Genomic DNA, 23442 nt, shown 5'->3' with positions numbered 1-23442 from the left:
GTAGAAGTTCTCTCCTTTTTTTGCTATGTTCTTCTGGAAAGGAGAGGAAGGGATGTTCACTTATGTATATGCATTGTTAGCAGGGATGGTGTTTGGTTCTTTTTTTATGGTAATTGCGATGAGAGTTCCGCTAGGGGAGTCTATCATAACCCCGCGTTCATATTGTCATTATTGTAAGTATGTGCTAAAGCCAAAAGAATTGATTCCAATCATTTCTTTTTGTATGCAAAGAGGGCGTTGTACGAATTGTAAGAGGAAAATTTCAATTTTGTACGTAGTATTTGAACTTGTAACTGGAATGATATGTCTTCTTACTGTATATATGATTGGGGTGGAACGAGAGCTTATTATCGTTTTATCACTTTTTTCGTTACTTCTTATTATTTCAGTTACAGATTACATATATATGTTAATTCCAAATCGTATTTTAGCTTGGTTTGCTTGTTTACTCATTTTAGAATGTGCTTTTATACCGTTAGTCACTTGGATAGATAGTATAGTTGGTAGTTGCGTTATATTCATTTTGTTATACTGCATGCAAAAGATATATCCAGAAGGGCTTGGGGGAGGGGATATAAAATTACTTTCGTTACTTGGATTTATAGTGGGACTGAAAGGGATTTTTATCGTTTTATTTTTAGCATCTTGCTTTAGTCTCTGTTTCTTTGGAGCTGGCCTCGTATTAAAACGTATGAAAATGAGGACTCAAATACCGTTTGGTCCTTTTATTAGTCTTGGGGCAATATGTTACATGTTGGTCACGTATGCAAAATAGAGAGGGGATAGAAAATGAATGTATATATGGATGATCAAAGAAGTTGTCCGTATGGTTACGTGCTCGCAACTACAGTAGAATGTGCTTTGCAAATGGTACGAGATTATGAGGTGAATGTTCTTTCCCTTGATTTCAATATGGGATGGGGAGAAAAAAGTGGATTAGATTTTGTAGAGGCTTTTTGTAAAGAGGGTTTATACGTCAATGAAATACACTTTCATACGAATGATGTCATCGGTATGCATAAGATGAAACAGAGAATGAATAAGGGAAAGGAAGAAGGAGAGATTAACCCTAATCTTGTTGTTAAATATGTGGGGAGCTAAAAACTCCAAAGTAAAACTTTGGAGTTTTTAATGTTTCATATGCGCTTGCAACGGAATGATTTCTTCTTGTTGAGCTGCTCCTAATTCAGTTTCTTCTTGTTTCACGTCAGGTACTTTCTTTGTTAAGTAATGGTATACCATACCGACAAATACAGACCCACCAATAATGTTACCGATTGTAACTGGAATTAAGTTATGAATAGCACCTGCAAAAGAAATTGTCTCAGGATGCGGTGAAACCAAAGATAAAGCAAACAGTGATAAGTTTGCGATGCTATGCTCGTAACCAGATAAGAAGAATGTGAAAACGAGCATCATCATCATCATAATTTTTGCTGTATCACCTTTAACTTGAGAAGGTAAGAAACAAGCAAGACATACAAGCCAGTTACATAAAATTGCTTTAAAGAATAGTTGCATTGTAGGTGTATTCATTTTTCCCTCAACGACTTTATTCATGAAATGACCGTGATCAATTGTTTCGAAAATTCCAGTGGCATAAAATAGTAAGGCAAAGAATAAAGCGCCAGCTAAATTGCCTGCATAACAAGCAAACCAGTTACGAAGTGTATCAGCAATTGTTGTTTCTTTTCTTAAAGTTGCTACAGTGAAGTACATTGTGTTTCCAGTAAACAATTCAGCACCACCATATATAATAAGTACGAGAGCAATTCCGAAAAACATAGAAGCAGCTAAATAAGTTGCTGGTGAATCTGCAATGTGAAAAAAGTTACCTAATTTAAAACATAGTACAATAATAAAACCGATATAAATACCCGCAAGTGCGGCACGAATGAAATATTGCATCGGGTTTGTATCTAACATTTGTTTTTTGCTCTTAGCCAGTTTGACAACATAATTCAATCCTTGTTCTAGCATGAGTAATACGCTCCTTTAGTACATCATCTATAAATACTTCTTATATGAATAAAGTACATGGATTCTGTCATAGTTTCAATAAGTTTGTGCAATGTTTCACAAAAAGGACATACATACACCGAGAAAACGCTTACAAAAAATAGTATAATAGAATTTTTTCTGGACATAGAGAGGGGACAAGGAAAAAAGAAAAAGCGCTGTAATTACAGCGCTTTTTCGTCTAAATTCTTTTCGACTTTTGTTTCTACTTCTTTCGAGAAGAACCAACCACCAGCTGCGATTCCAACTAATACAATCCAGAATGTAAGCTTCCATGGTGTAGATTCTGGGAATGAATGTGGAATTACATTTAATGCAGGGTGTGCCAACGTATAAACTGCTAGTTTCACACCAACCCAACCTACAATTAAGAATGCTGCAGTTTCAAGTCCTGGTTTACGTTTTAAGATTTGTACGAAAGCAGTTGCTGCAAATCGCATAATGATTAATCCGATAAGTCCACCTACAAAGATAACAACGAATTGTCCAGTATCAAGACTACCAATTGTACCTAATCCTGTTTTTGGTAAAGTCATTGCTAATGCAACAGCAGCTAAAATAGAATCAACTGCGAAGGCGATATCTGCAACTTCAACTTTAAATACAGTCCACCAAAAGTTCTCTTGTTTTTTCTTTGCTTCTTTTTCTTCTGTTTCTTCATCTGTATTCTTTTTAACATACGTTTTAAATAAGTGATTACTAGCGATAAACATAAGGTAAATGGCACCGATTGCTTGCACTTGCCATACATCGACTAGGAACGAAATCATAAATAACGATCCGAATCGGAAAACAAATGCTCCCGCTAATCCGTAAAATAATGCTTTTTTACGTTTTTCTTCTGGTAAATGTTTTACCATAATTGCAAGAACAAGCGCGTTATCAGCAGCTAAAATCCCCTCTAGTGCAATTAGGATGAGTAATACCCAACCATACTCCAATAATAATGATACATCCATGTACATTCTCCTCTCATTTCTATAAGTACTAAATAAGTGAAGAATTTCCCCACTATTTAGTTTCCCCATACTCCTGCCTATTAACTTTGGAAGAATTTGGTAATGAATGCAAAAAAGACCTCTGCCGTTAATAGGCAAAGGTCTTGCTAGACATATGTAATGAAAATGCCAACAAAGCCGGAAGAACTAAGTTCTACGTAATGACGACTTTGTTTCCAAGAAATATTCTTGGACGCTACTCCCCTTTGGAGATATGCTATTGTACTCTCATTATATGGATAATTTATACGGTTGTCAACCTGTTAAAATGTCTTCATTCGGATATTTTATTTTTCGGTTCTTTTTACGTGCAAATGAAAAAGCCAATGTTAAAGGTCCCATCTTCCCAAAGAACATCATAAAGATAATAATAGCTTTTCCGATCATCGTTAAGTGTGGTGTGAAATTCATACTGAGACCGACAGTCCCAAATGCTGAAAATACTTCGAAAGCACTCATCAATAGAGGAACACGCTCAGTAATACTTAAAATTAAAATAGCAAAAAAAATAAATGAAATAGAAATAATAGCGATGGTCAATGATTTGACAATGAGAGTATCTTTAATGGATTTTTTAAACACGACAATATCATCTTGTTCTTGTAAAAATTTAAATACCCCAAAAAACATGATTAAAAATGTTGTCAACTTAATCCCACCGCCAGTTGAAGCACTACCAGCGCCAATAAACATAAGGAGCATCATTAATAGTAGGGAAGGCTTTGATAAGGCAGAAATATCAACTGTATTAAACCCGGCAGTGCGAGTTGAAACTGCCTGGAAATAAGCAGCCATTCCCTCTTCAAAGGGGGTAAATCCTCTCATAGAAAGGGAATTGTGGAACTCGAATATAAAAATAAAAACAGTCGCAATAATATTGACGATTAGAGTAGAAGAGAGCATAAGTTTTGAGTGTAATGTAAGGTTTTTAAAATTTTTCTTTTTCTTTATATCTACGATTACTGTAAAACCAATCCCGCCTAAAATAATGAGGGAGGAAATAACGAGATTGACAAGAATGCTGTGAGAATGGGACATTAAATTATCGCTCCATACAGAAAAACCAGCATTGTTAAAAGCAGAGATGGAATGAAAAAAGCTATAATAGAGCCCTTTAGCAATCCCATATTTCGGTATCCATTCAAAAGAAAGAATGAAAGCAGCGATACATTCGACTGTAAAAGAGAATAAAAATAATGCTTTGGCAAGACGAATGACACCGCCTATATTCGTTTGATTTAACGCTTGTTGCAGTAAAATTCGGTTTTGAAGACCAATTTTTCTACCTAGCATAATCGCAATTAAAACGGCAAAGCTCATAATGCCAAGTCCACCCACTTGTATAAGTGTTAAAATGACACATTGGCCAAATAAGGTAAATACTTTCCCAGTGTCCACAACACCAAGACCTGTAACCGTACAAGCAGAAACGGTTGTAAATAAAGCATCGAGCCATGAAATAGACGTCGTTGTAGCAATTGGCAATTTTAATAAGCATGTACCGATAATTGATAACATAATAAAAGACAAAGTAAGAACACGGGGAGGACTCATGTGAATGTTAATCCGTTTCATGTTACATATCGTTCCTTTCAGTTTGCTTTTACTAGTATGTGAAAAAGCACCATTATGTATGTTAAAAATAGAAAGAGGCAGAGAATATCTGCCTCTAAGCCATATGTTATATTGTTATCCACGTAATTGTTGTTGAGCTAAAGAAACAAGACGTTTTGTTACTTCACCGCCAACTGATCCGTTAGAACGTGATGCAGTATTAGACCCTAAGCTTACGCCGAATTCTTGTGCAATTTCATATTTAAATTGATCAAGTGCTTGTTCAGCACCTGGAACTAGTAATTTGTTTGTTTTTGCCATGATGATACACATCCTTATGAGTAATCCAGTTCAGCTAAGTATGTATCTGAACTGGTACCGTTATTTTATGTGGAACCGGCGTGCTCATACGCGGAAGTAATCGGTGTGATTAGAAGTTATTGGATAGAAAAAAGAGTAGCAATTTTTGCTACTCTTTTTTTAGTATTGTCGCTGTACCTTCCACGACAATATCATCCGATTGATTATATATATTTGTTTGCAACGTAATGATTTTTTTATCGTCACGTTTTTTGATGACCTCTGCTACAACGCGAAGTGTATCGCCGATTTTGACAGGAGCGCGGAATGAAACGTTTTGAGATAAATAAATCGTATTTTTACCCGGGAGTTTCGTTCCAAGGATGGTAGAAATAAAACTTGAAACGAGCATACCATGAGCAATACGTTCTTTAAACATTGTCGTTTTTGCAAAAGAGTCTAAAATATGAATAGGATTCACATCTCCAGTCAATTTTGCAAAATTGATAACGTCCTCATCCGTAATTGTTTTTGTAAGTGATGCTTGATCACCGACTTGAATCTCATCATAACGAAGCTCCGGGACGGTTTGTGCTTCTTGAAATGGATTCATTTTGTCCTCCTTCTTTTCCATATCGAAAAATGCTAGCCATCTTGATGTAGTAGGAGGAAGAAAGAGTTTTGTTTGTGCTGCAGTTAGCTCCCACATTTTTCTTACTTGATGGAAGTAAATAGATTTTTTGAGTTTTCCTCGAACTTTTTTGCGAGTTCCAACTGTTTTGTTTTGAAATCTTCCAAAAAACCTTCTAACTGTTTTTGAGCCTCTTCACGTTGTAATTGTTGTTGTTCAATAAATTGCTTCGTTGTTTCTTCAAATTGACCGCTTGTTTGAGTAAGGATAGATAAAGATGTTTTTGTAGGAGAAACAGTTAGCTGTTGCATATGAGCAGAAAGCTCTTTCCATTTGTCTTGCCACTCATTAATTTGATCATTTAAGGAGTTTCCAGTTAATTGCTTCACGTAATCTGTATACTGATTATTGAATTGAGTAGTAAATTGTTGCAGTTCTTTTTCTAGTTCATCTACTCCTGATGTTAATTTATGCAAAGCATCTTGTTGTTGTTTTAATGTTTCTAAAGTAAGTTGCTCTAATTGTTTCCCAGCTGAAGAGAAAAGGGAAAGTGATTGAGACCAGTTTTTCCAAAATGCATCGACTAATTCGTATGGTTTAGTTTCCATTGTTTGACCCCCAAATGTTTTTTTACATATTGTGAACGCAGATTACTCTGCTGTATCACCAGGTGAAGATGAAGAATCTTTTTCATCCTTTTCTGGAGAAGTAGAAAATGGAAAGAATGCATTGGTGTATAACGTGAAAAACGTCCGCAACATATTTTGATAATGCTCAAAAGAAGTCGCACATGTTGTTAAATATTGCTCTCCATATTCAGTTAAAGAATAAATTCTTTTTGCTGGCCCTCCGTCGCTTGTATCCCAAGTAGAAGAAATAAGGTTTTCTTTTTCTAATTTGCGTAGTGTTCTGTACACATTACCTTGGTCAACAGAAGAAAAGCCGATATCCATTAGCATTTGAATAAGTTTGTAACCATGAAGACTCCAGTCTTTAAGACAGAGAAGTAAGAAGGGAACTAAGAAGTTTTTTGGCATGGAGTTTGGTTGTTTTGCTTGGTTGTTCTCCAAACTTTCGCGTTGTTCTGGTTCATTATGTAGCATGATTGTGCATCACCTCATGAATCAGTTAGATGGAATTTTTTGCTTATAAGTGCAATTTACACCTATCTGTTTTTAAAGTCAATACATTTGTTAGAAAATAGAAAAAAATAAAATATAGACTTGAAGTTTTATTCAGAATATTAGAAAATAATGAATAGGTTGAATTGTTTCAAAAACAAAAAAGGGAGTGTAGGTAAAGTGATTGATCAAAAATTCGATCCACTACAAGCATGGAAAAATGCTTATGAACAAACCGAAACATTTTGGGGAAAAGCGCTCAATGAAACAATTAAAACAGAAGAATATTCTGCTTGGATGGGCAGCGTTCTAGATTTGAATTTGTTTTATCAAAAAGCATTAAATGATACGACAAAAAATTATTTAGAGCAGGTGAATGTGCCTACGAAAGAGGATATCGCTAGAGTGGCTACGCTTGTTATTAACTTAGAAAATAAAGTGGATAACATTGAGGAGTTTCTAGAAGATAAGGTAGAGTCAGTAGGACAAGCTCCTACATTAAAGCGCGATGTTACGAAAGTAAAACAAGATATTCGCACATTAGAAACGAAAGTTGATCAAATTTTAGAATTGCTAGAAAAGCAAAATGCAGTACTAGCAAAACTACAAGAACCTGTAAAAGAAGAAGTAAAACCTACGAATAAGCCAGAAAATAAAAAGTGATAATAGCGCTTGTTTATAACATATGAAAGAGAAAGGGAGAATCTCTTTTCTATGTATAAACAGCGAAACATAATTATATAGGGACTCCATAGTATGAGTACCAAAATGATTCATAATAGTCGTTCACAAATTCATTTAAGGGGGAAAAGAAATGGTTCAATTAAATGGAAAAGTAGCAATCGTAACAGGTGGGGCAAAAGGGATTGGAAAAGCGATCACAGTAGCGTTAGCACAAGAGGGCGCAAAAGTTGTTATTAACTATAACAGCAGCAAAGAAGCAGCTGAAAACTTGGTAAATGAACTAGGAAAAGAAGGACATGACGTTTATGCAGTTCAAGCAGATGTTTCTAAAGTAGAAGACGCAAACCGACTTGTAGAAGAAGCAGTGAATCATTTTGGTAAAGTTGATATTCTTGTTAATAATGCTGGTATTACAAGAGATCGTACATTCAAAAAGTTAAATCGTGAAGATTGGGAACGCGTAATTGACGTGAACTTAAGCAGTGTGTTTAATACGACAAGCGCGGTACTTCCATACATAACGGAAGCAGAAGAAGGTAGAATTATTAGCATTTCTTCTATTATTGGTCAAGCCGGTGGATTTGGACAAACAAACTACTCAGCAGCGAAAGCAGGTATGCTAGGATTTACAAAATCATTAGCATTAGAGCTTGCAAAAACAAATGTAACTGTAAACGCTATTTGCCCAGGATTTATTGATACTGAAATGGTAGCAGAAGTACCAGAAGAAGTACGCCAAAAAATCGTTGCGAAAATCCCGAAAAAACGTTTTGGTCAAGCTGATGAAATTGCAAAAGGTGTAGTATACCTATGCCGTGACGGTGCTTATATCACAGGTCAGCAATTAAACATTAACGGCGGATTATATATGTAATGAAGTAAGAAAAAAGTGCATATCCATAGCAGGAATGCACTTCTTTTTTTAGAAGGAAATTGACCAAAAAGGAGATAGAAAAATGACTACATTCGCAACAGAATGGGAAAAGCAATTAGAGCTATACCCAGAAGAATACCGAAAAGCATACCGCCGAGTGAAAAGGGCGAGTGAAATTTTATTACGTGAACCAGAGCCACAAGTAGGATTAACGCCGAAAGAGGTTATTTGGACGAAGAATAAGACGAAGCTTTATCGCTACATTCCAAAACAAGAAAAAACACAAAGAGTTCCAATTCTATTAATATATGCTCTTATTAATAAACCATATATTATGGATTTAACTCCTGGAAATAGTTTAGTGGAATATCTAGTGGACCGTGGTTTTGATGTGTATATGCTTGATTGGGGCACATTTGGTTTAGAAGATAGTCATTTGAAATTTGATGATTTTGTGTTTGATTATATTGCAAAAGCAGTGAAAAAAGTAATGCGAACTGCAAAATCGGACGAGATTTCTTTACTTGGTTATTGCATGGGGGGAACGTTAACTTCTATTTATGCGGCACTTCATCCGCACATGCCAATTCGTAACCTAATCTTTATGACAAGTCCTTTTGATTTCTCTGAAACAGGATTATATGGTCCTTTATTAGATGAGAAATACTTCAATCTAGATAAAGCGGTTGATACATTTGGAAATATTCCGCCAGAAATGATTGATTTCGGAAACAAAATGTTAAAACCAATTACGAACTTTGTTGGTCCATATGTTGCTTTAGTAGATCGTTCAGAGAATGAGCGCTTCGTTGAAAGCTGGAGGTTAGTTCAAAAGTGGGTTGGCGATGGTATTCCGTTCCCAGGTGAATCATACAGACAGTGGATTCGTGATTTTTATCAAAACAATAAATTGGTTAAGGGTGAACTCGTTATTCGTGGACAAAAGGTAGACCTTGCAAATATTAAGGCGAATGTCTTAAATATTTCAGGGAAACGTGATCATATCGCCCTGCCATGCCAAGTAGAAGCTTTGCTGGATCATATTTCTAGCACAGATAAACAATATGTATGTTTACCAACGGGACATATGTCAATCGTTTATGGCGGAACAGCTATAAAACAAACGTATCCGACGATTGGAGATTGGCTTGACGAGCGTTCGAAGTAAAAATAAAAAATCCAACTAGCCTATGTTAGTTGGATTTTTTTATGGAAAATAACAAAACATAGAAAGGAGAAATTTATATTGTAGGAGTATAATTATGAAGCTTATGACTGGTAAGTTGTTTTGGGATACGGGAGCTTCTATACCTTGTTATCCATCGTTAGAAAATGATATGATATGTGATGTGCTCGTAGTTGGAAGCGGTGAAGCAGGTGCTCAAATAGCGTATTCGTTAGCGAAAATTGGAATGCGCGTTATACTTATTGAAAAAAATATGATTTCGTGTGGTAGCACAGCTGCGAATACAGGGTTATTACAATTTCTTCATGATAAATCGTTAACCTCACTTATCCATACATTTGGTGAAGAAAAAGGGGTACGAGCATATAAGCTTTGTTACGAAGCGTTACGAACAATGGAGAAAGTTGTACCGACTCTCGATATCGATCCCCAGTTTATTCCGCGAAATAGTTTATATTATGCAAGTAAAAGTGAAGACGTCTTATTTTTACAAGAGGAATACAAAACGTTACAGAATTATGAGTTTCCAGTTGAGTATTTTACAGCATCTGATATTAAGGAACGGTATCCTTTTACAAAACAAGCGGCATTATATACACACGGTGATGCTGAGGTAAATCCGTATTTATTAGCGCATAGCCTTTTGCATAAAGCAAATCAAATGGGTGCTACTATATATGAACATACAGAGGCCATACATATAAAAAAACGTCAAAATGATTTAATTTGTTATACGAAAACAGGAAATCAAATTGTAGCAAAGAATATTATTATGGCGACGGGTTATGAAGCACTTTTTGGAAAGAAAGAAAAAAATGCAATAGTAGAAACTTCTTATGCAATTGTAACAAATGAAATAGATCAGTTTGAAGGTTGGTATGAGCGATCATTAATTTGGGAAACAGCACGGCCGTATTTATATTTTCGAACGTATAAAAACCGTATTATTGTAGGCGGATTAGATGAAGCAATGCAAATTCAAACAATCGGTGATACGAAATTATTGCATAAGCGTGACATCCTTATTAACATTGTAAAAGAGATGTTCCCGCAGTATAAAACTATACAGGCAGACTACTATTGGGCAGCAGCATTTGGCAGTAGTCATGATGGTCTTCCTATTTTAAAAGAAGACAAAAAGATACATAATTTATTTTACGCATTACCGCATGGAGGTAATGGAACTGTGTATGGAATGGTATTTGCAAAAATATTTGAGCAGTTACTTACAAATAAAGAAAGGGAAGATTTTTCTTTATTTAATCGATAGAAAAAAGGTAGCGAAGTGATGGAATGAGAGATATAAAAAAGTTTTTACAAAAATTACGTCCCGTACAACTTATTGTTTTATTTTATTTATTAGCAGTAGTTGTATCGGTAATATTACTTAGTTTACCGTTTGTTACGAAGGCAGGTGTGAAATGGACATTTATTGATGCTCTATTTACATCTGTGAGTGCGGTAAGTGTTACGGGTCTGTCTGTTGTTACAATTTCAGATACATTTACTACGGCAGGAATTATTATTTTAGCCCTTATTTTGCAATTAGGCGGCTTAGGAATTATGGCGCTTGGTACATTTGTTTGGATCATAACGGGGAAAAAGATTGGTTTGCAGAGAAGAAGACTCATTATGGCAGACCATAATCAAGGGAACTTATCAGGCCTTGTAGAATTGATGCGTTCTATTTTAATTGTAATTATTTCGATAGAACTTATTGGAGCAATATTATTAGGCACGAGATTCCTACTTTATTTTCCAACTTGGCAAGAAGCTTATTTTCACGGTTTCTTTGCGGCTGTTAGTGCAACTACGAACGGTGGATTTGATTTAACAGGACAATCGCTAATTCCGTATAAAAAAGATTACATTGTTCAAATGATTCATATGTTACTTATTATTTTAGGAGCAATCGGCTTCCCTGTATTAATGGAAGTGAAACAATTCCTTAGTAAAAGGAGACAGCAACTATTTCGTTTTTCGCTATTTACAAAATTGACGACAACAACATTTTTTGCGCTCGTGGTCGTTGGAACGATTATGATTTTTTTACTAGAACGAAATCATTTTTTAGCAGGAAAGTCATGGCATGAAACAGTTTTCTATACACTATTCCAATCTGTGACGACGCGAAGCGGGGGACTTGCTACAATGGATATACTTGAATTGTCACAACCGACGCTTTTATTTATGAGTATATTAATGTTTATAGGAGCATCTCCAAGTTCGGTTGGGGGCGGGATACGTACAACAACATTTGCTGTTAGTATATTGTCACTATACACTTTTGCAAGAGGCGGGAGAACGGTTAGAGTCTTCAAACGTCAGCTACATGAAGAGGACGTGCTGAAAGCATCTGTCGTTATGACAATGGGGATTTTATTATGTGCCACAGCACTATTTATTTTATCTATTACGGAAAATGTACCGCTTATGAGTTTAATTGTTGAAGTCTGTTCTGCTTTCGGGACGACAGGACTATCGACAGGTATTACGCCAGATTTAACAACTGTTGGTAAACTTGTACTCATTGTACTTATGTTTATCGGGCGTGTCGGTATTTTAACATTTATACTAGCTAGTGGCGGAAGAGAACAGCCACCTCGCTATAAATATCCGAAAGAGAGAATTATTATTGGATAGTATGAAACCATTCTACCTATGTTAGGTAGAATGGTTTTTTAGTCATTAATGCCAAATTGTGGATGCATAAAAGTATCCTTCTTATTATCTCCTTCTTTTTTTAGTAACTCTTGATTTTCTTCTGAAATCCACCCAATATCATTTGTAGGATGGATCCATTCTTCTCCAGCCATAATGGCAGGATCTACATCATCACTCCAATTGTGAAGTGGACTGTTCTCGGAATCATATTTACTGTCTCCGATTACGACGTCATATTGATTTATGAAAGGTTGTTGCATCTTCTTTCCTGTTCCTTTAAAAGATGGGAAATTCATTTGATGCGGGAGCGTTTCATCTAAAATGGGTGACTGGATTTTATCTTTCTTCTTCAAAATAAGAGCTCCTTTTTATTATGATTTCTTCATATGTAGTATTTCCATCTAGCAGTTCTTATGTACTTGTTAACACTTGCCAGTAATAATTATTTTAGCTTGCTTCAAACTAGAGTAGAAAGTGAATTTTTGAGAGCAGGTGAATGTATTGGTAAAAAGAAAAGTGAAACAAAATGCGGCAATCAACAATAATAAAACTCCGAAAGAAAGCTTACCAGATGCAGAATTTGCATTAGAGTATGAAGGAGAAAATAGCGCGAAGTATGCAAATCGTAATTCAAAAAAAGGTAAACAAAAGTGAGGCGTTTTTTACAAACGCCTCATTTTTTTGTGGGATTATAAAGGTTTTTTTAATTATTTGTAAATTTAGTGTTCATTATTAGCAGAAAAATGCGAAAAAACATAGAAGTAGCAACGTATTACACAAAAACAAACAACAAACAAAAGATTAATGTTGGTTTAATACTGCTTTTACACTAGTTGTTTATATTTGAGTTGTACATAAGATTTGTAAAAGGAGAGAGAGACAGTGAAAAAAACAATCTTTAAAGCTGTAGCAACTGGAATGGCATTTTCGTTATTAATGGGGTGTGGTGCAAAGAAAGAAGAAAGTGCTGGGGCAAAAGTAAAAGATGATAAATTATCTGGATCATTAACTGTTTACACAGCAATTGAAGAAGAACTTGTACCAATTTATCTTGATTCTTTTAAAAAGAAATATCCAGATGTGAAGCTGAATATTGTTCGTGATTCAACTGGAGTTATTACAGCAAAATTGCTAGCTGAAGGAAAAAATACACAAGCAGATGTTGTATGGGGAACTGCAGCTTCAAGTCTATTAGCGTTAGATAAAAAAGATATGTTAAAAGGATACTCTCCAAAAGGAGCGGATCGCGTTTTACCGCAATTTAAAGATGATAAACAACCAGAAAAATGGGTAGGAAATACTGCATTTATGACGGGGATTGCTATAAATAAAGAAGAATTAAAGAAGAAAAATTTACCGATGCCAGAATCATACGAAGACTTAACGAAACCAGAGTATAAAGGAACGCTTGTTATGCCACATCCAGCATCTTCTGGAACAGGATTTTTAACAGTTTCTGCATGGTTACAAATTATGGGTGAAGATAAAGGCTGGGATTACATGAAGAAACTTCATGATAATATGGCAACTTATACTCATTCAGGTTCAAAACCAGCGAAATTAGCGGGTGCGGGTGAATATCCAGTTGGTGTATCGATGGTTTATAGTGCTTTGAAAGAGAAACAAAAAGGTGCACCAGTTGAAGTTGTATTGCCAAAAGAAGGATTAGGTTGGGAAGTAGAAGCGAACGCACTTATTAAAAAAGATAATGAAAAAAATGAAAAATTAGCGCAAGCATTTTTAGATTGGGCAATTACTGATGATGTAATGAAGTTATACTTCGAGAAAAATGGATTTGCGACAATTAAAAATGATTATAAACTTCCAGACGGATTCCCTAAAGATGTGACGGAAAAGTTATACAAAAAGAACGACTTTAAGTGGGCAGCAGAAAATCGTGACAAAATTTTAGAAAAATGGGAAAAAGAGTTTGGCCAAAAAGCAGAACCGAAAAAGTAAGTGAGTGGGAGAGAGAAAAAATGAGCGAATATTTATCAATTCAACACATTCAAAAACAGTTTGATGCATTTACAGCGTTAAAAGATATTTCTTTTACTGTGAAAAAAAATGAGTTTGTATGTTTATTAGGCCCAAGTGGTTGTGGGAAAACAACATTGCTTCGAATTTTAGCAGGGCTAGAAGAGGCGACAACAGGTAGTATAGCTGTGAATGGAAAAGATATTACAGCATTACCTCCTGGAAAGAGGAATTTCGGAATGGTGTTTCAATCCTATGCGTTATTTCCGAATTTAACAGCACTTGAAAACATTGAATACGGCTTAAAGACAAAAAAGTATGGAAAAGCAGAAGTAAAAGAGAAGGCGCTATCGGCGTTAGAACTAGTTGATTTACTGAATGTAAAAGATAAATATCCTGCTCAAATGTCTGGTGGACAACAGCAGCGAGTAGCACTTGCACGTGCACTCGCTCTGTCTCCAGATATTTTGTTACTCGATGAGCCGTTATCTGCTTTAGATGCAAAAGTACGTGAAAAGTTACGTAGAGAAATGCGTGATTTGCAAGAAAAAGTAGGAGTGACAACTATTATGGTCACGCATGATCAAGAAGAGGCATTAACGATGGCTGATAAAATTGTTGTAATGAATCATGCGGAAATTATGCAGATTGGCACACCAGAGGAGATTTACCAAAGACCAGCCAATCCGTTTGTGGCAGATTTTATTGGTTCTATTAATTTCTTTTCGAAAAATAACGAAGAACATGCAATTCGTCCAGAACATGTAACAGTCGTACAAAATAATGGTATGAAAACAATTGTAGAAAGCATGGAGTTTCGCGGATCTGTATACCGGACAGAAGTGCGCGTTATAGATGAGAAAACGCATCTATATAATGAGAAAATCGTTGTAGATATATTGGCATCAGAAGTAGAAAAAACAGCCATTAGGAAAGGAAAGCCAATTCAAATCTCTTTCTCAGAAAATCATATGTTGTCATATGGAAAGAAGGTTGTTGTATAGATGGAGATGTTAGAAGATTTAAAGGTAGAAAATACGAAAAAAAAGATTAAGAGACGTATCGGTAAAGAAGAGTGGGTACAAAGACTATTAATTATTGGTATGATCCTTGCCTTTTTGATTATGCTTGTATTGCCGCTATTACAATTATTTACACAAGCTTTTTATGATAAAGATGGAGCTTTCATTGGTGTTGCGAATTTCAGTAAATATTTCACAACACCAACGCTAGTTCAATCATTACAAAATACGGTATGGGTTTCGGGTGCAACAACAATTATTGCAGTAACACTCGCTTTCGCTTACGCCTATGCGATCGCTCGTACGAATGTATTTGGAAAGCGTGTATTTCAATATGTCGCGTTGTTACCATTATTCGCACCAACGATGATGCATGGTATCGCACTTACATATTTATTTGGTAATCAAGGATTAGTAACGAAAGGGATGTTTGGTTTATTTGAAGGTATACAAATCCCTTTATATGGACCAGTAGGAATTGTAATGGCTGAAGTCATGTATACATTTCCGCAAGCATTTCTTATATTATTAATTGCTTTCCAAGGTTCTGATTATCGTTTATACGAAGCTTCTAATATGTTGGGAGCGAGTAAAACAAAGCAATTTCTCACTGTTACTTTACCTAGTGTAAAGTATGGATTAATTAGTGCGATGTTTGTTGTGTTTACACTTAGTTTTACTGATTTTGGCGCACCAAAAATTGTTGGTGGGCAATATAATGTACTTGCTACTGATGTATACAAACAAGTAATTGGACAACAAAATATGCCGATGGGTGCAACTGTAGGAATGATTTTATTAATCCCAGCTATATTTGCATTTGCAGTTGATCGCATTACGCAAAGAAAGCAGGCGAATTTCTTATCTTCCAAAGCAGTGCCATATAGAATAACGGCTAATAAGAAAAGAGATGTAGTCTCATTCATATATTGTAGTGTGATTACACTTATGATTATTCTTTTATTTGTGGCGGTTGGTATTGCTGCAAGTGTGAAAGTATGGCCATATAATATGAGTTTTACATTTGAGCATTTTAATTTTTCGAGTTTAACAGGAGATGGACTTGAAGCATTTAAAAATAGTGTGATTGTCTCAGCAGTTACAGCAGTTATTGGGGCAATTTTAACATTTATGTTCGCATATGCGATTGAGAAAATAGATCAGCTAAAGTTTTTCCGAAAAACAGGCTACTTTTTCTCGATTGTCCCTTTAGCAATCCCAGGTTTAGTACTTGGATTGGGATACGTCTTTTTCTTTAGTCAACCAACGATTCAAATACTTGGACTTTCAGTAACGAATCCGTTTCATTCTTTATACGGAACAATTGCTGTGCTAGTACTAGTCAATATCATTCATTTTTATTCGGTAACATTCGTTACCGCAACGACTGCTTTAAAGAAATTAGACCGAGAGTTTGAGCTTGTTTCGCAGTCGATGGGCATTCCGTTTTATAAAACATTCTTTAGAGTAACAGTACCGATGTGTTTACCAGCAATTTTAGAAATGGTGATGTACTATTTCGTCAATTCGATGGTAACTGTGTCAGCGGTTGTATTCTTATACGCAGCTGATTTTAAACTAGCTGCCGTATCAATCGTAAATATGGATGATGCAGGAAATGTAGCGCCAGCAGCTGCAATGAGTGTACTTATTGTTGTTACAAATATTGTAGTGAGAGTTGTATATGAATGGGGAACGAAAGCACTTCGTAACCGAACTTCACAATGGCAAAAAAGATAAGTGAGAAGGGTGATGGATTGAATGAAAATAGAAGCAGTTATTTTTGATTGGGCAGGTACGACAGTTGATTACGGATGTTTTGCACCACTGGAAGTATTCATAAAAATTTTTCGTAAACGTGGTGTTAAAATTACAGATGAAGAAGCCCGTAAACCGATGGGATTATTAAAGATCGATCATGTAAGGGCACTAACAGAAATGCCTCGTATTGCGAATGAGTGGGAGCGTATTTTCGGACATCTACCAACAGAAGCAGACATTCACGAGATGTATGAAGAGTTTGAAGAAATACTCTTTACTATTTTGCCACACTATGCCACGCCAATTGATGGGGTGAAAGAAGTGGTTGCTTCATTACGTAAAAGAGGCCTTAAAATTGGCTCAACAACTGGTTATACGAGAGAAATGATGGACATCGTTACAAAAGAAGCAGAAATACAAGGATATAAACCTGATGTTCTTGTGACGCCAGATGATGTTTCAGCAGGCCGTCCGTACCCTTGGATGTGCTATAAAAATGCGATGGAACTTGGTGTATACCCGATGAATCATATGATAAAAATTGGAGACACGGTATCAGATATGAAAGAGGGAAGAAATGCTGGTATGTGGACGGTTGGTGTAATTCTTGGTAGTAGCGAACTCGGCTTAAGTGAAGAGGAAGTGGAGAACATGGATCCAGTAGAACTTCGTGAAAAAATAGAAGTAGTTCGTAATCGCTTTGTTGAAAATGGAGCGCACTTTACGATTGAAACGATGCAGGGACTCGAAAACGTAATTGAACAGATCGAGAAACAAGAATTTATTATTTCATAAAAGGGGAATAGGATCATGACTGAAAATCACTACTTATTATTAACGCCAGGACCATTAACGACAACAAAAACAGTAAAAGAAGTTATGCTATACGATTGGTGTACGTGGGATGTTGAATATAACATGATGGTGCAACAGGTAAGAGCTAAACTTGTATCGTTAGCAACGAAGGAAGAAGAGAGATATACAACAGTATTAATGCAAGGAAGCGGTACGTTTTCAGTTGAAGCAGTAATCGGTTCTGTCATTCCAAAAAACGGAAAGCTGCTTGTTTGTACAAATGGTGCGTATGGTAAGCGAATTGTACAAATGGCAGAGATGTTACATATAGATGTGGTGGTCAGTCAAACAGAAGAGTGGGAGCCTACTAATATTGTAGAAGTAGAAAAGATATTACAACAAGATAAAGAGATTACACATATTGCAGTTGTTCATTGTGAAACAACAACAGGTATTATCAATCCAATTGTAGATGTATGTAATTTAGGGAAGCAATACGGAAAAGTAACACTAGTTGATGCAATGAGTAGTTTTGGTGGTATTGAAATAGATATCGCTGAGTTGCAAATTGACTTTCTAATTAGTAGTGCGAATAAATGTATTCAAGGGGTTCCAGGGTTCGGATTTGTTATTGCAAAGCGCGATGAATTGTTGAAATGTAAAGGGCAGGCACGTTCATTATCTTTAGATTTATACGATCAATGGGAAACGATGGAAAATCAAAATGGAAAATGGCGTTTTACATCACCTACACATGTTGTACACGCTTTTTATCAAGCACTACTTGAATTAGAAAAAGAGGGCGGAGTAAAAGCACGTTACAATCGATATGATAACAATCAAAAACTATTGGTGAATCGAATGAGAGAAATCGGATTTAAGCCACTAGTAGATGAAAAATATCAATCGCCTATTATTACATCTTTCATTTATCCAGAAGAATGGTTTGATTTTGAGCAATTATACAATGAATTAAAGCGTGATGGATTTGTTATATATCCAGGTAAAATTTCAAAAGTAGATACATTCCGCATTGGAAATATTGGTGATGTACATGAGGCAGATATTCATCGCTTAGTTGATAGTATCGCTAAAGGAGTTGTTATAGGTTGAAAGTATTTTGCTTAGGTGGAGCAGGTAAAATTTGTCGTGAAGCAATTTTAGATTTAGTGCAATTTTCATCTTTTGAGACGATTACAGTAGCAGATTTTAACGAAGAAGAGGGGCTTAAAGTAGTAGAATGGCTCAACGATCCTCGCGTTGATTTTGTGAAAGTAGATGTAACGAATCATGAGGATACGGTTGCAAAAATGAAGGGCTATGACATTGTAATGGATGGTACAACAATTAAGTTAAATGGATTATCTACTCGATGTATTGCAGAAGCAGGTTGTCACGGTGTGAATTTAAATGGATTTGGTGAAGAAAATGATTCGCATTCTATATTTGTTCAAAACGGAAAAACATGTTTACCTGGGTTTGGTATGACGCCAGGTGTAACGCAAATGATGGCGATGTATGCAGCAAATCAGTTACATACTGTAGAGTCAGTTCGTGTAAGTCATGGTTCGTATCGTCCCATTGCTTTTTCTGCATCCATTACAGAAACAACGACATATGAATATGATCCACATTTGCCATCGCGTACAGTGTATGAAGATGGTGAGTTTAAGCAAGTGCTTCCGTTTGCGCGTCCAAGAGAAATTGAATTACCGGCGCCTTATGGTAAGACAACGCAGTATATCATACCGCATTCTGAAACGATTACGTTAGCAAAAGCATTAGAAAATAAAGGCGTTAAACTAATAGAGACGAGAGGAACTTGGCCAAAGCAAAATATGCAGCTCGTACGTGCATTGTATGATTATGGTATATTGCGTAATGATTCAGTTGAAATAAATGGAAAAGAAATCGGCATAATGGATTGTATTGCGAAGTATTTATTGCAATCGAAAGAAGGACAAGAAACAGAGATTTACGGTTATGCACTTCATGTAGAAGTAATAGGTATGAAAAATAATGAGAAACAAAGACGTGTATTATATCATACACACCCGTTATCTGATGGATCTGTTGTAGGATGGGAAAAATTAAGAGCTTATACGAGAAACGTCGGTATTCCATTTGGGATTGCTACAGAGCTAATCGCAAATGGGAATGTAAATAAAGTTGGTGTTGTGACACCCGAGGAAGCTTTTGTCAAACCACAAATTATTTTTGATGAACTAAAAAAGCGTGGTATTCATATTCACGAGGAAGTTTTCGTTGAAAAGGAAAGTTATAACTTTGTATAAGTAAGGCAGTGTATGAGGTAGAAATCAATGGGGTGAGGTTATGTCTGTAGTAGGTGAAGAAAGAAAGCGAACCATTCTTGAGAAGGTAGAGTTTAAAGGGAAGGTAAAAGTTTCAGAATTAGCGAGAGAGTTTGCTGTATCAACAGAGACGATTCGTCGTTATTTAGAAGAATTGGATCGTGAAAAGAAGTTGAAGAAAGTGTATGGTGGAGCCGTCCAACTTCCGGGAGCTGGAATAGAGGCACCAATGTTAGAACGAGAGATGCTACATATAGAAGAGAAGAAGCGAATTGGGTATAAAGCAGCAACATTTGTAGAAGATGGAGATGTTATTGCGATTGATGACGGAAGTACACCACTTCAAATGGTACCATATCTTGTACATCGCAAAAATTTAACGATTGTAACAAGTTCATTTCCAGTAGCGACACAATTAATTTCTTCTATTAATAAAAAGATGTTTCACGGTGAAGTTTTATTTATTGGTGGAAAGGTATCTCCAAAACATTCACGTGTATCAGGATCTATTTCGCAGCAAGTTATCCAGCAATTTCATTTTCATAAAGCATTTGTTTCGATTGATGGATTATTACCTGGTTTTGGAGTTTCTAGTTTTGAATTAGAAAAGGCGAAACTGTCAGAAGCGATGATGAAATTAGCAGAGAAAACATATATTTTATGTGATCATACAAAGGTAGGCGTAAAAGGAAATTACCGAATAGCAGCGTTTTCGCGCATTCAACATGTAATTTGTGATAAGAAAATGCCCTATAGTTTTGAAGAGGAAGTTAAAAGGCATAATATTCAATGGACAATTTGTTAAATACGTAGAACTCCCACCTGATTGTGAGGTGGGAGTTTTACTGCCTGCAAATAGCGGGATAAAAGATTTGTATTTATGCAAAAAAAGTGGACACATTTTCCCATCTCTTTCATATAATTTACCAATACAAAAAAAGTTGGTCGAAGGAAAGAAGGGGAAGTATGTCAGAACGGATATATAATAAACTTGTATTGTATGCAAATATTTTGCGAAAAATTGGTGTCATCAATGAGAAGGAGAAAAATGAAATTCTTCATACGATAGGTAAAAAAGCTCTTTGAATAAAGGGCTTTTATATTTTTTACCTTTAAAAATATAAATTTAATGTAATATTCTCGTTGACATCGATAATGATATTCATTATCATTTATTTATGAGTAATTGATAATGTTTATCAATTATAAAGATTATATATGATAGGGGATATTATTTTGAAAAAAAATTATATGAAGGCGCTAGTAGTAGCGACAACATTAGCAATTCCATTTGCTGCATACTCTACTTCAGCGTTAGCAGCAATAAAAATTGAAGCAAACCAATCGGTAGCGGCAGCTAGTGAACGTACATACGATACTGAGATTAAAATATATAAGGATCAAAAAGACGAGCCATCTATGGTTTCTCAATATATAAAAGATCCTAAGGTAACGATTGCGGATGGGAAAAAAATTGTAACTGTAACAATGCAAGATAGCGATTATTTTCAATACCTTAGAATAGAGGATAAAAACCAACCTGGCGTATTTCATGATGTGAAAGTTTTGTCAGAAGATAAGAGGAAGAATGGAACGAAAGTGGTTCAATTTGAAATTGGCGAGTTTGAGAAGAAGCACAATATGCAAATGCATATACTTATTCCGGCTATTGGATATGATCACAAATATCAAGTTCAATTTGAAATTAAAGATCCAACTGTAGGTGACAAAGAAACAGAGAAACGAGATGATAACTCTAATTCAGGCAATACGGAGACGGATCATCCAGTTGATAATCAAAATATGATAACAGATAATAAATTAAGAGAGCTTGTTAATAAAAAGGTATTTAATAGAAAAGATTTAAATACACCAATCACGAAAGAAGAGTTATTACAAGTAAAGGACTTGTTTTTAAATACGAATGAGATACTGGATTATAGTGCATTAAAATATATGCCAAATTTAAAATCTTTAACAGTTGCGAATGCGAAGATAAAAGATCCATCATTCTTTACGAGCTTAAAACAATTGAAACATTTAGCTTTACGTGGTAATGAATTTTCAGATGTAACACCACTTGTTAAGATGGATCATTTAGATTCTCTTGATTTAAGTAATAATAAAATTACGAACGTTGCACCATTAATTGAAATGAAAAATGTAAAAAGTTTATATTTATCAGGCAACCAAATAGAAGATGTAACAGCATTAGCGAAAATGGAACAACTAGATTACTTGAATTTAGCAAATAATAAAATTACGAATGTTGCGCCATTAAGCGCGTTGAAAAATGTAACATATTTAACTTTAGCAGGTAATCAAATTGAAGATATTAAACCGTTATATTCATTACCTTTAAAAGACTTAGTATTAACACGTAATAAAGTAAAAGATTTATCCGGTATTGAGCAAATGAAGCAATTAGAAGAATTGTGGATCGGGAAAAATGAAATAAAAGATGTTACTCCTCTAAGTAAGATGACACAGTTAAAACAATTACACTTACCTAACAATGAGTTAAAGGATATTACTCCATTATCAAGTCTAGTAAACTTACAAAAGCTTGATTTAGAAGCGAATTATATTTCAGACTTAACACCAGCTAGCAATTTGAAAAAGTTAGTATTCTTAAGTTTTGTTGCAAATGAAATTCGTGATGTTCGACCAGTTATAGAACTAAGTAAAACAGCCTATATCAATGTTCAAAATCAAAAAGTATTTTTAGAGGAAACAGAAGTAAATAAAGAAGTAAAAGTACCTATATACGAGAAAGATGGTAAAATCTCTACAAAAATTCGTTTAAAGAGCGAAGGCGGTACGTATAGTAATGATGCAGTTAAGTGGAGTACACCGGGTGAGAAAGTATATGAATTTGGTGTAAAAGATCCATTTGCGGATACAGGAATCTTCTTCACAGGATCTGTGATTCAAAATGTGGTAGAAAGTAAAGAAGATAACACTTCTAAAGAAGATGAAAAAGTAGGAGTAGTAGAATTTAAAGATGTACCAAAAGGACATTGGTCAGAGGAAGCAATTCATTATTTAGCGAAAGAAAATATTTTTAAGGGATATGGAAATGGACAATTTGGATTTGGGGATCGTATTACTCGTGGACAAGTTGCGTCTTTAGTACAAAGGTATTTGAAATTAGAACATAAAGTAGAGCAGAAAGAGAGATTTACAGATACGAAGGGACATATGTTTGAGCAAGATATTGCTACAGTTGCGCAAGCTGGAATTATGCAAGGAGATGGTACTGGGGAGTTTCGTCCAGATGGAGTATTAACTCGATACGAAATGTCTGTAGTATTATATAAAGTATTTCAGCTAAAAGAAGATGAAAATAATAAAGTGAACTTTAATGATGTACCAACTGGTCATTGGGCAGAAGAATATGTGAAAGCGTTAGCGGACAATAACATATCAAAAGGTGATGGAAAAGGAAACTTTTTAGGTGATGATTTTGTAACACGTGAACAATATGCACAGTTCTTATATAACGCAATAATGAAATAAAAGATGAGAAAATACGTTATTCTTT

24 protein-coding genes and 1 riboswitch are annotated in these 23442 nt (G+C 35.3%); of the genes, 16 read left to right on the top strand and 8 right to left on the bottom strand.

Translation table 11 applies throughout. The features are described from left to right. The first annotated feature begins 52 nt into the window (after positions 1-52). Both RCJ96_RS08305 and RCJ96_RS08300 read left to right on the top strand, forming a co-directional pair. Positions 53-775: a prepilin peptidase gene (locus tag RCJ96_RS08305; protein ID WP_000495748.1), complete on the top strand. Its 723-nt coding sequence runs from the start codon at positions 53-55 to the stop codon at positions 773-775. Positions 776-789: 14 nt separating this feature from the next. Next, complete coding sequence (locus RCJ96_RS08300) at positions 790-1101, top strand: cyclic-phosphate processing receiver domain-containing protein (RefSeq protein WP_001103780.1); 312 nt, start codon at positions 790-792, stop codon at positions 1099-1101. A 27-nt stretch (positions 1102-1128) separates the two neighbouring features. Here RCJ96_RS08300 and RCJ96_RS08295 read toward each other — a convergent pair whose 3' ends face one another. The 7 genes from RCJ96_RS08295 to phaQ all read right to left on the bottom strand — a co-directional run bounded on the left by RCJ96_RS08295 (position 1129) and on the right by phaQ (position 6605). Further along, positions 1129-1980 carry a formate/nitrite transporter family protein gene (locus RCJ96_RS08295; protein ID WP_416504438.1) on the bottom strand — a complete coding sequence of 284 codons (852 nt, stop codon included), beginning with the start codon at positions 1978-1980 and terminating at the stop codon, positions 1129-1131. Positions 1981-2183: 203 nt separating this feature from the next. Next, the gene (locus RCJ96_RS08290; RefSeq protein ID WP_416504437.1) at positions 2184-2978 is read right to left on the bottom strand and encodes a TerC family protein; all 795 of its coding nucleotides are present in this window, start codon (positions 2976-2978) and stop codon (positions 2184-2186) included. 90 nt (positions 2979-3068) lie between these two features. Beyond that, positions 3069-3234: riboswitch (yybP-ykoY riboswitch) on the bottom strand. A gap of 38 nt (positions 3235-3272) precedes the next feature. Continuing rightward, complete coding sequence (locus RCJ96_RS08285) at positions 3273-4592, bottom strand: TrkH family potassium uptake protein (protein ID WP_270796240.1); 1320 nt, start codon at positions 4590-4592, stop codon at positions 3273-3275. A 114-nt stretch (positions 4593-4706) separates the two neighbouring features. Beyond that, positions 4707-4892, bottom strand: coding sequence for an alpha/beta-type small acid-soluble spore protein (locus RCJ96_RS08280; RefSeq protein WP_001140707.1), 186 nt, complete (start codon positions 4890-4892; stop codon positions 4707-4709). 148 nt (positions 4893-5040) lie between these two features. Further along, positions 5041-5484, bottom strand: a complete 444-nt coding sequence (locus RCJ96_RS08275; RefSeq protein ID WP_001067916.1) for a MaoC family dehydratase — start codon at positions 5482-5484, stop codon at positions 5041-5043. Between the two features lie 101 nt (positions 5485-5585). Further along, the gene (phaP, locus tag RCJ96_RS08270; protein WP_000448589.1) at positions 5586-6110 is read right to left on the bottom strand and encodes a polyhydroxyalkanoic acid inclusion protein PhaP; all 525 of its coding nucleotides are present in this window, start codon (positions 6108-6110) and stop codon (positions 5586-5588) included. Between the two features lie 42 nt (positions 6111-6152). Next, positions 6153-6605 (bottom strand): poly-beta-hydroxybutyrate-responsive repressor, encoded by a 453-nt coding sequence (gene phaQ, locus RCJ96_RS08265; RefSeq protein WP_000903020.1) that lies wholly within the window; start codon positions 6603-6605, stop codon positions 6153-6155. Between the two features lie 198 nt (positions 6606-6803). On the opposite strand from phaQ, the gene phaR reads away from it, so the two are divergent. The 5 genes from phaR (at position 6804) to RCJ96_RS08240 (ending at position 12010) form a co-directional block, all read left to right on the top strand. Further along, positions 6804-7286, top strand: a complete 483-nt coding sequence (phaR, locus tag RCJ96_RS08260) for a polyhydroxyalkanoic acid synthase subunit PhaR (RefSeq protein ID WP_000566940.1) — start codon at positions 6804-6806, stop codon at positions 7284-7286. A gap of 151 nt (positions 7287-7437) precedes the next feature. Then, entirely contained in the window at positions 7438-8181 is a 744-nt protein-coding gene (locus RCJ96_RS08255) for an acetoacetyl-CoA reductase (RefSeq protein ID WP_000250412.1), read from the top strand. A gap of 82 nt (positions 8182-8263) precedes the next feature. Further along, positions 8264-9349 carry a class III poly(R)-hydroxyalkanoic acid synthase subunit PhaC gene (phaC, locus tag RCJ96_RS08250; protein ID WP_000206334.1) on the top strand — a complete coding sequence of 362 codons (1086 nt, stop codon included), beginning with the start codon at positions 8264-8266 and terminating at the stop codon, positions 9347-9349. A gap of 94 nt (positions 9350-9443) precedes the next feature. After that, complete coding sequence (locus RCJ96_RS08245; RefSeq protein WP_074607953.1) at positions 9444-10637, top strand: NAD(P)/FAD-dependent oxidoreductase; 1194 nt, start codon at positions 9444-9446, stop codon at positions 10635-10637. 23 nt (positions 10638-10660) lie between these two features. Beyond that, complete coding sequence (locus tag RCJ96_RS08240) at positions 10661-12010, top strand: TrkH family potassium uptake protein (protein ID WP_074607952.1); 1350 nt, start codon at positions 10661-10663, stop codon at positions 12008-12010. 38 nt (positions 12011-12048) lie between these two features. Here the strand turns inward: RCJ96_RS08240 and RCJ96_RS08235 are convergent, their stop codons facing one another. Then, positions 12049-12384, bottom strand: coding sequence for a DUF3905 domain-containing protein (locus RCJ96_RS08235; RefSeq protein ID WP_000725962.1), 336 nt, complete (start codon positions 12382-12384; stop codon positions 12049-12051). Between the two features lie 148 nt (positions 12385-12532). Here RCJ96_RS08235 and RCJ96_RS08230 point away from each other — a divergent pair, with 148 nt between their 5' ends. The 9 genes from RCJ96_RS08230 (at position 12533) to RCJ96_RS08190 (ending at position 23417) form a co-directional block, all read left to right on the top strand. Beyond that, positions 12533-12685, top strand: a complete 153-nt coding sequence (locus tag RCJ96_RS08230; RefSeq protein ID WP_000240799.1) for a hypothetical protein — start codon at positions 12533-12535, stop codon at positions 12683-12685. A 228-nt stretch (positions 12686-12913) separates the two neighbouring features. After that, the gene (locus RCJ96_RS08225; protein ID WP_074607950.1) at positions 12914-13990 is read left to right on the top strand and encodes a putative 2-aminoethylphosphonate ABC transporter substrate-binding protein; all 1077 of its coding nucleotides are present in this window, start codon (positions 12914-12916) and stop codon (positions 13988-13990) included. Between the two features lie 20 nt (positions 13991-14010). Beyond that, complete coding sequence (locus RCJ96_RS08220; protein ID WP_000006186.1) at positions 14011-15012, top strand: putative 2-aminoethylphosphonate ABC transporter ATP-binding protein; 1002 nt, start codon at positions 14011-14013, stop codon at positions 15010-15012. Next, positions 15013-16770 (top strand): putative 2-aminoethylphosphonate ABC transporter permease subunit, encoded by a 1758-nt coding sequence (locus RCJ96_RS08215; RefSeq protein ID WP_139302781.1) that lies wholly within the window; start codon positions 15013-15015, stop codon positions 16768-16770. 21 nt (positions 16771-16791) lie between these two features. Then, entirely contained in the window at positions 16792-17586 is a 795-nt protein-coding gene (gene phnX, locus RCJ96_RS08210) for a phosphonoacetaldehyde hydrolase (protein ID WP_416504431.1), read from the top strand. A gap of 15 nt (positions 17587-17601) precedes the next feature. Then, on the top strand, positions 17602-18699 hold the full coding sequence (gene phnW / locus RCJ96_RS08205; protein WP_270796250.1) for a 2-aminoethylphosphonate--pyruvate transaminase: 1098 nt from the start codon (positions 17602-17604) through the stop codon (positions 18697-18699). Continuing rightward, positions 18696-19880 (top strand): saccharopine dehydrogenase family protein, encoded by a 1185-nt coding sequence (locus tag RCJ96_RS08200; RefSeq protein ID WP_074607946.1) that lies wholly within the window; start codon positions 18696-18698, stop codon positions 19878-19880. Before phnW ends, RCJ96_RS08200 begins: the two co-directional genes overlap by 4 nt. Before the next feature lie 40 nt (positions 19881-19920). Continuing rightward, complete coding sequence (locus RCJ96_RS08195; RefSeq protein WP_000117662.1) at positions 19921-20703, top strand: DeoR/GlpR family DNA-binding transcription regulator; 783 nt, start codon at positions 19921-19923, stop codon at positions 20701-20703. Between the two features lie 413 nt (positions 20704-21116). Then, a complete protein-coding gene (locus RCJ96_RS08190; protein WP_416504427.1) occupies positions 21117-23417 on the top strand; it encodes an NEAT domain-containing leucine-rich repeat protein in 2301 nt (766 codons plus the stop codon). The last annotated feature ends 25 nt before the right edge of the window (positions 23418-23442 follow it).

The organism is Bacillus sp. BSL6, assembly GCF_052928345.1.
Note: the sequence above shows the minus strand (reverse complement) of the source record. Positions and strands in the feature narration are given on the sequence as shown.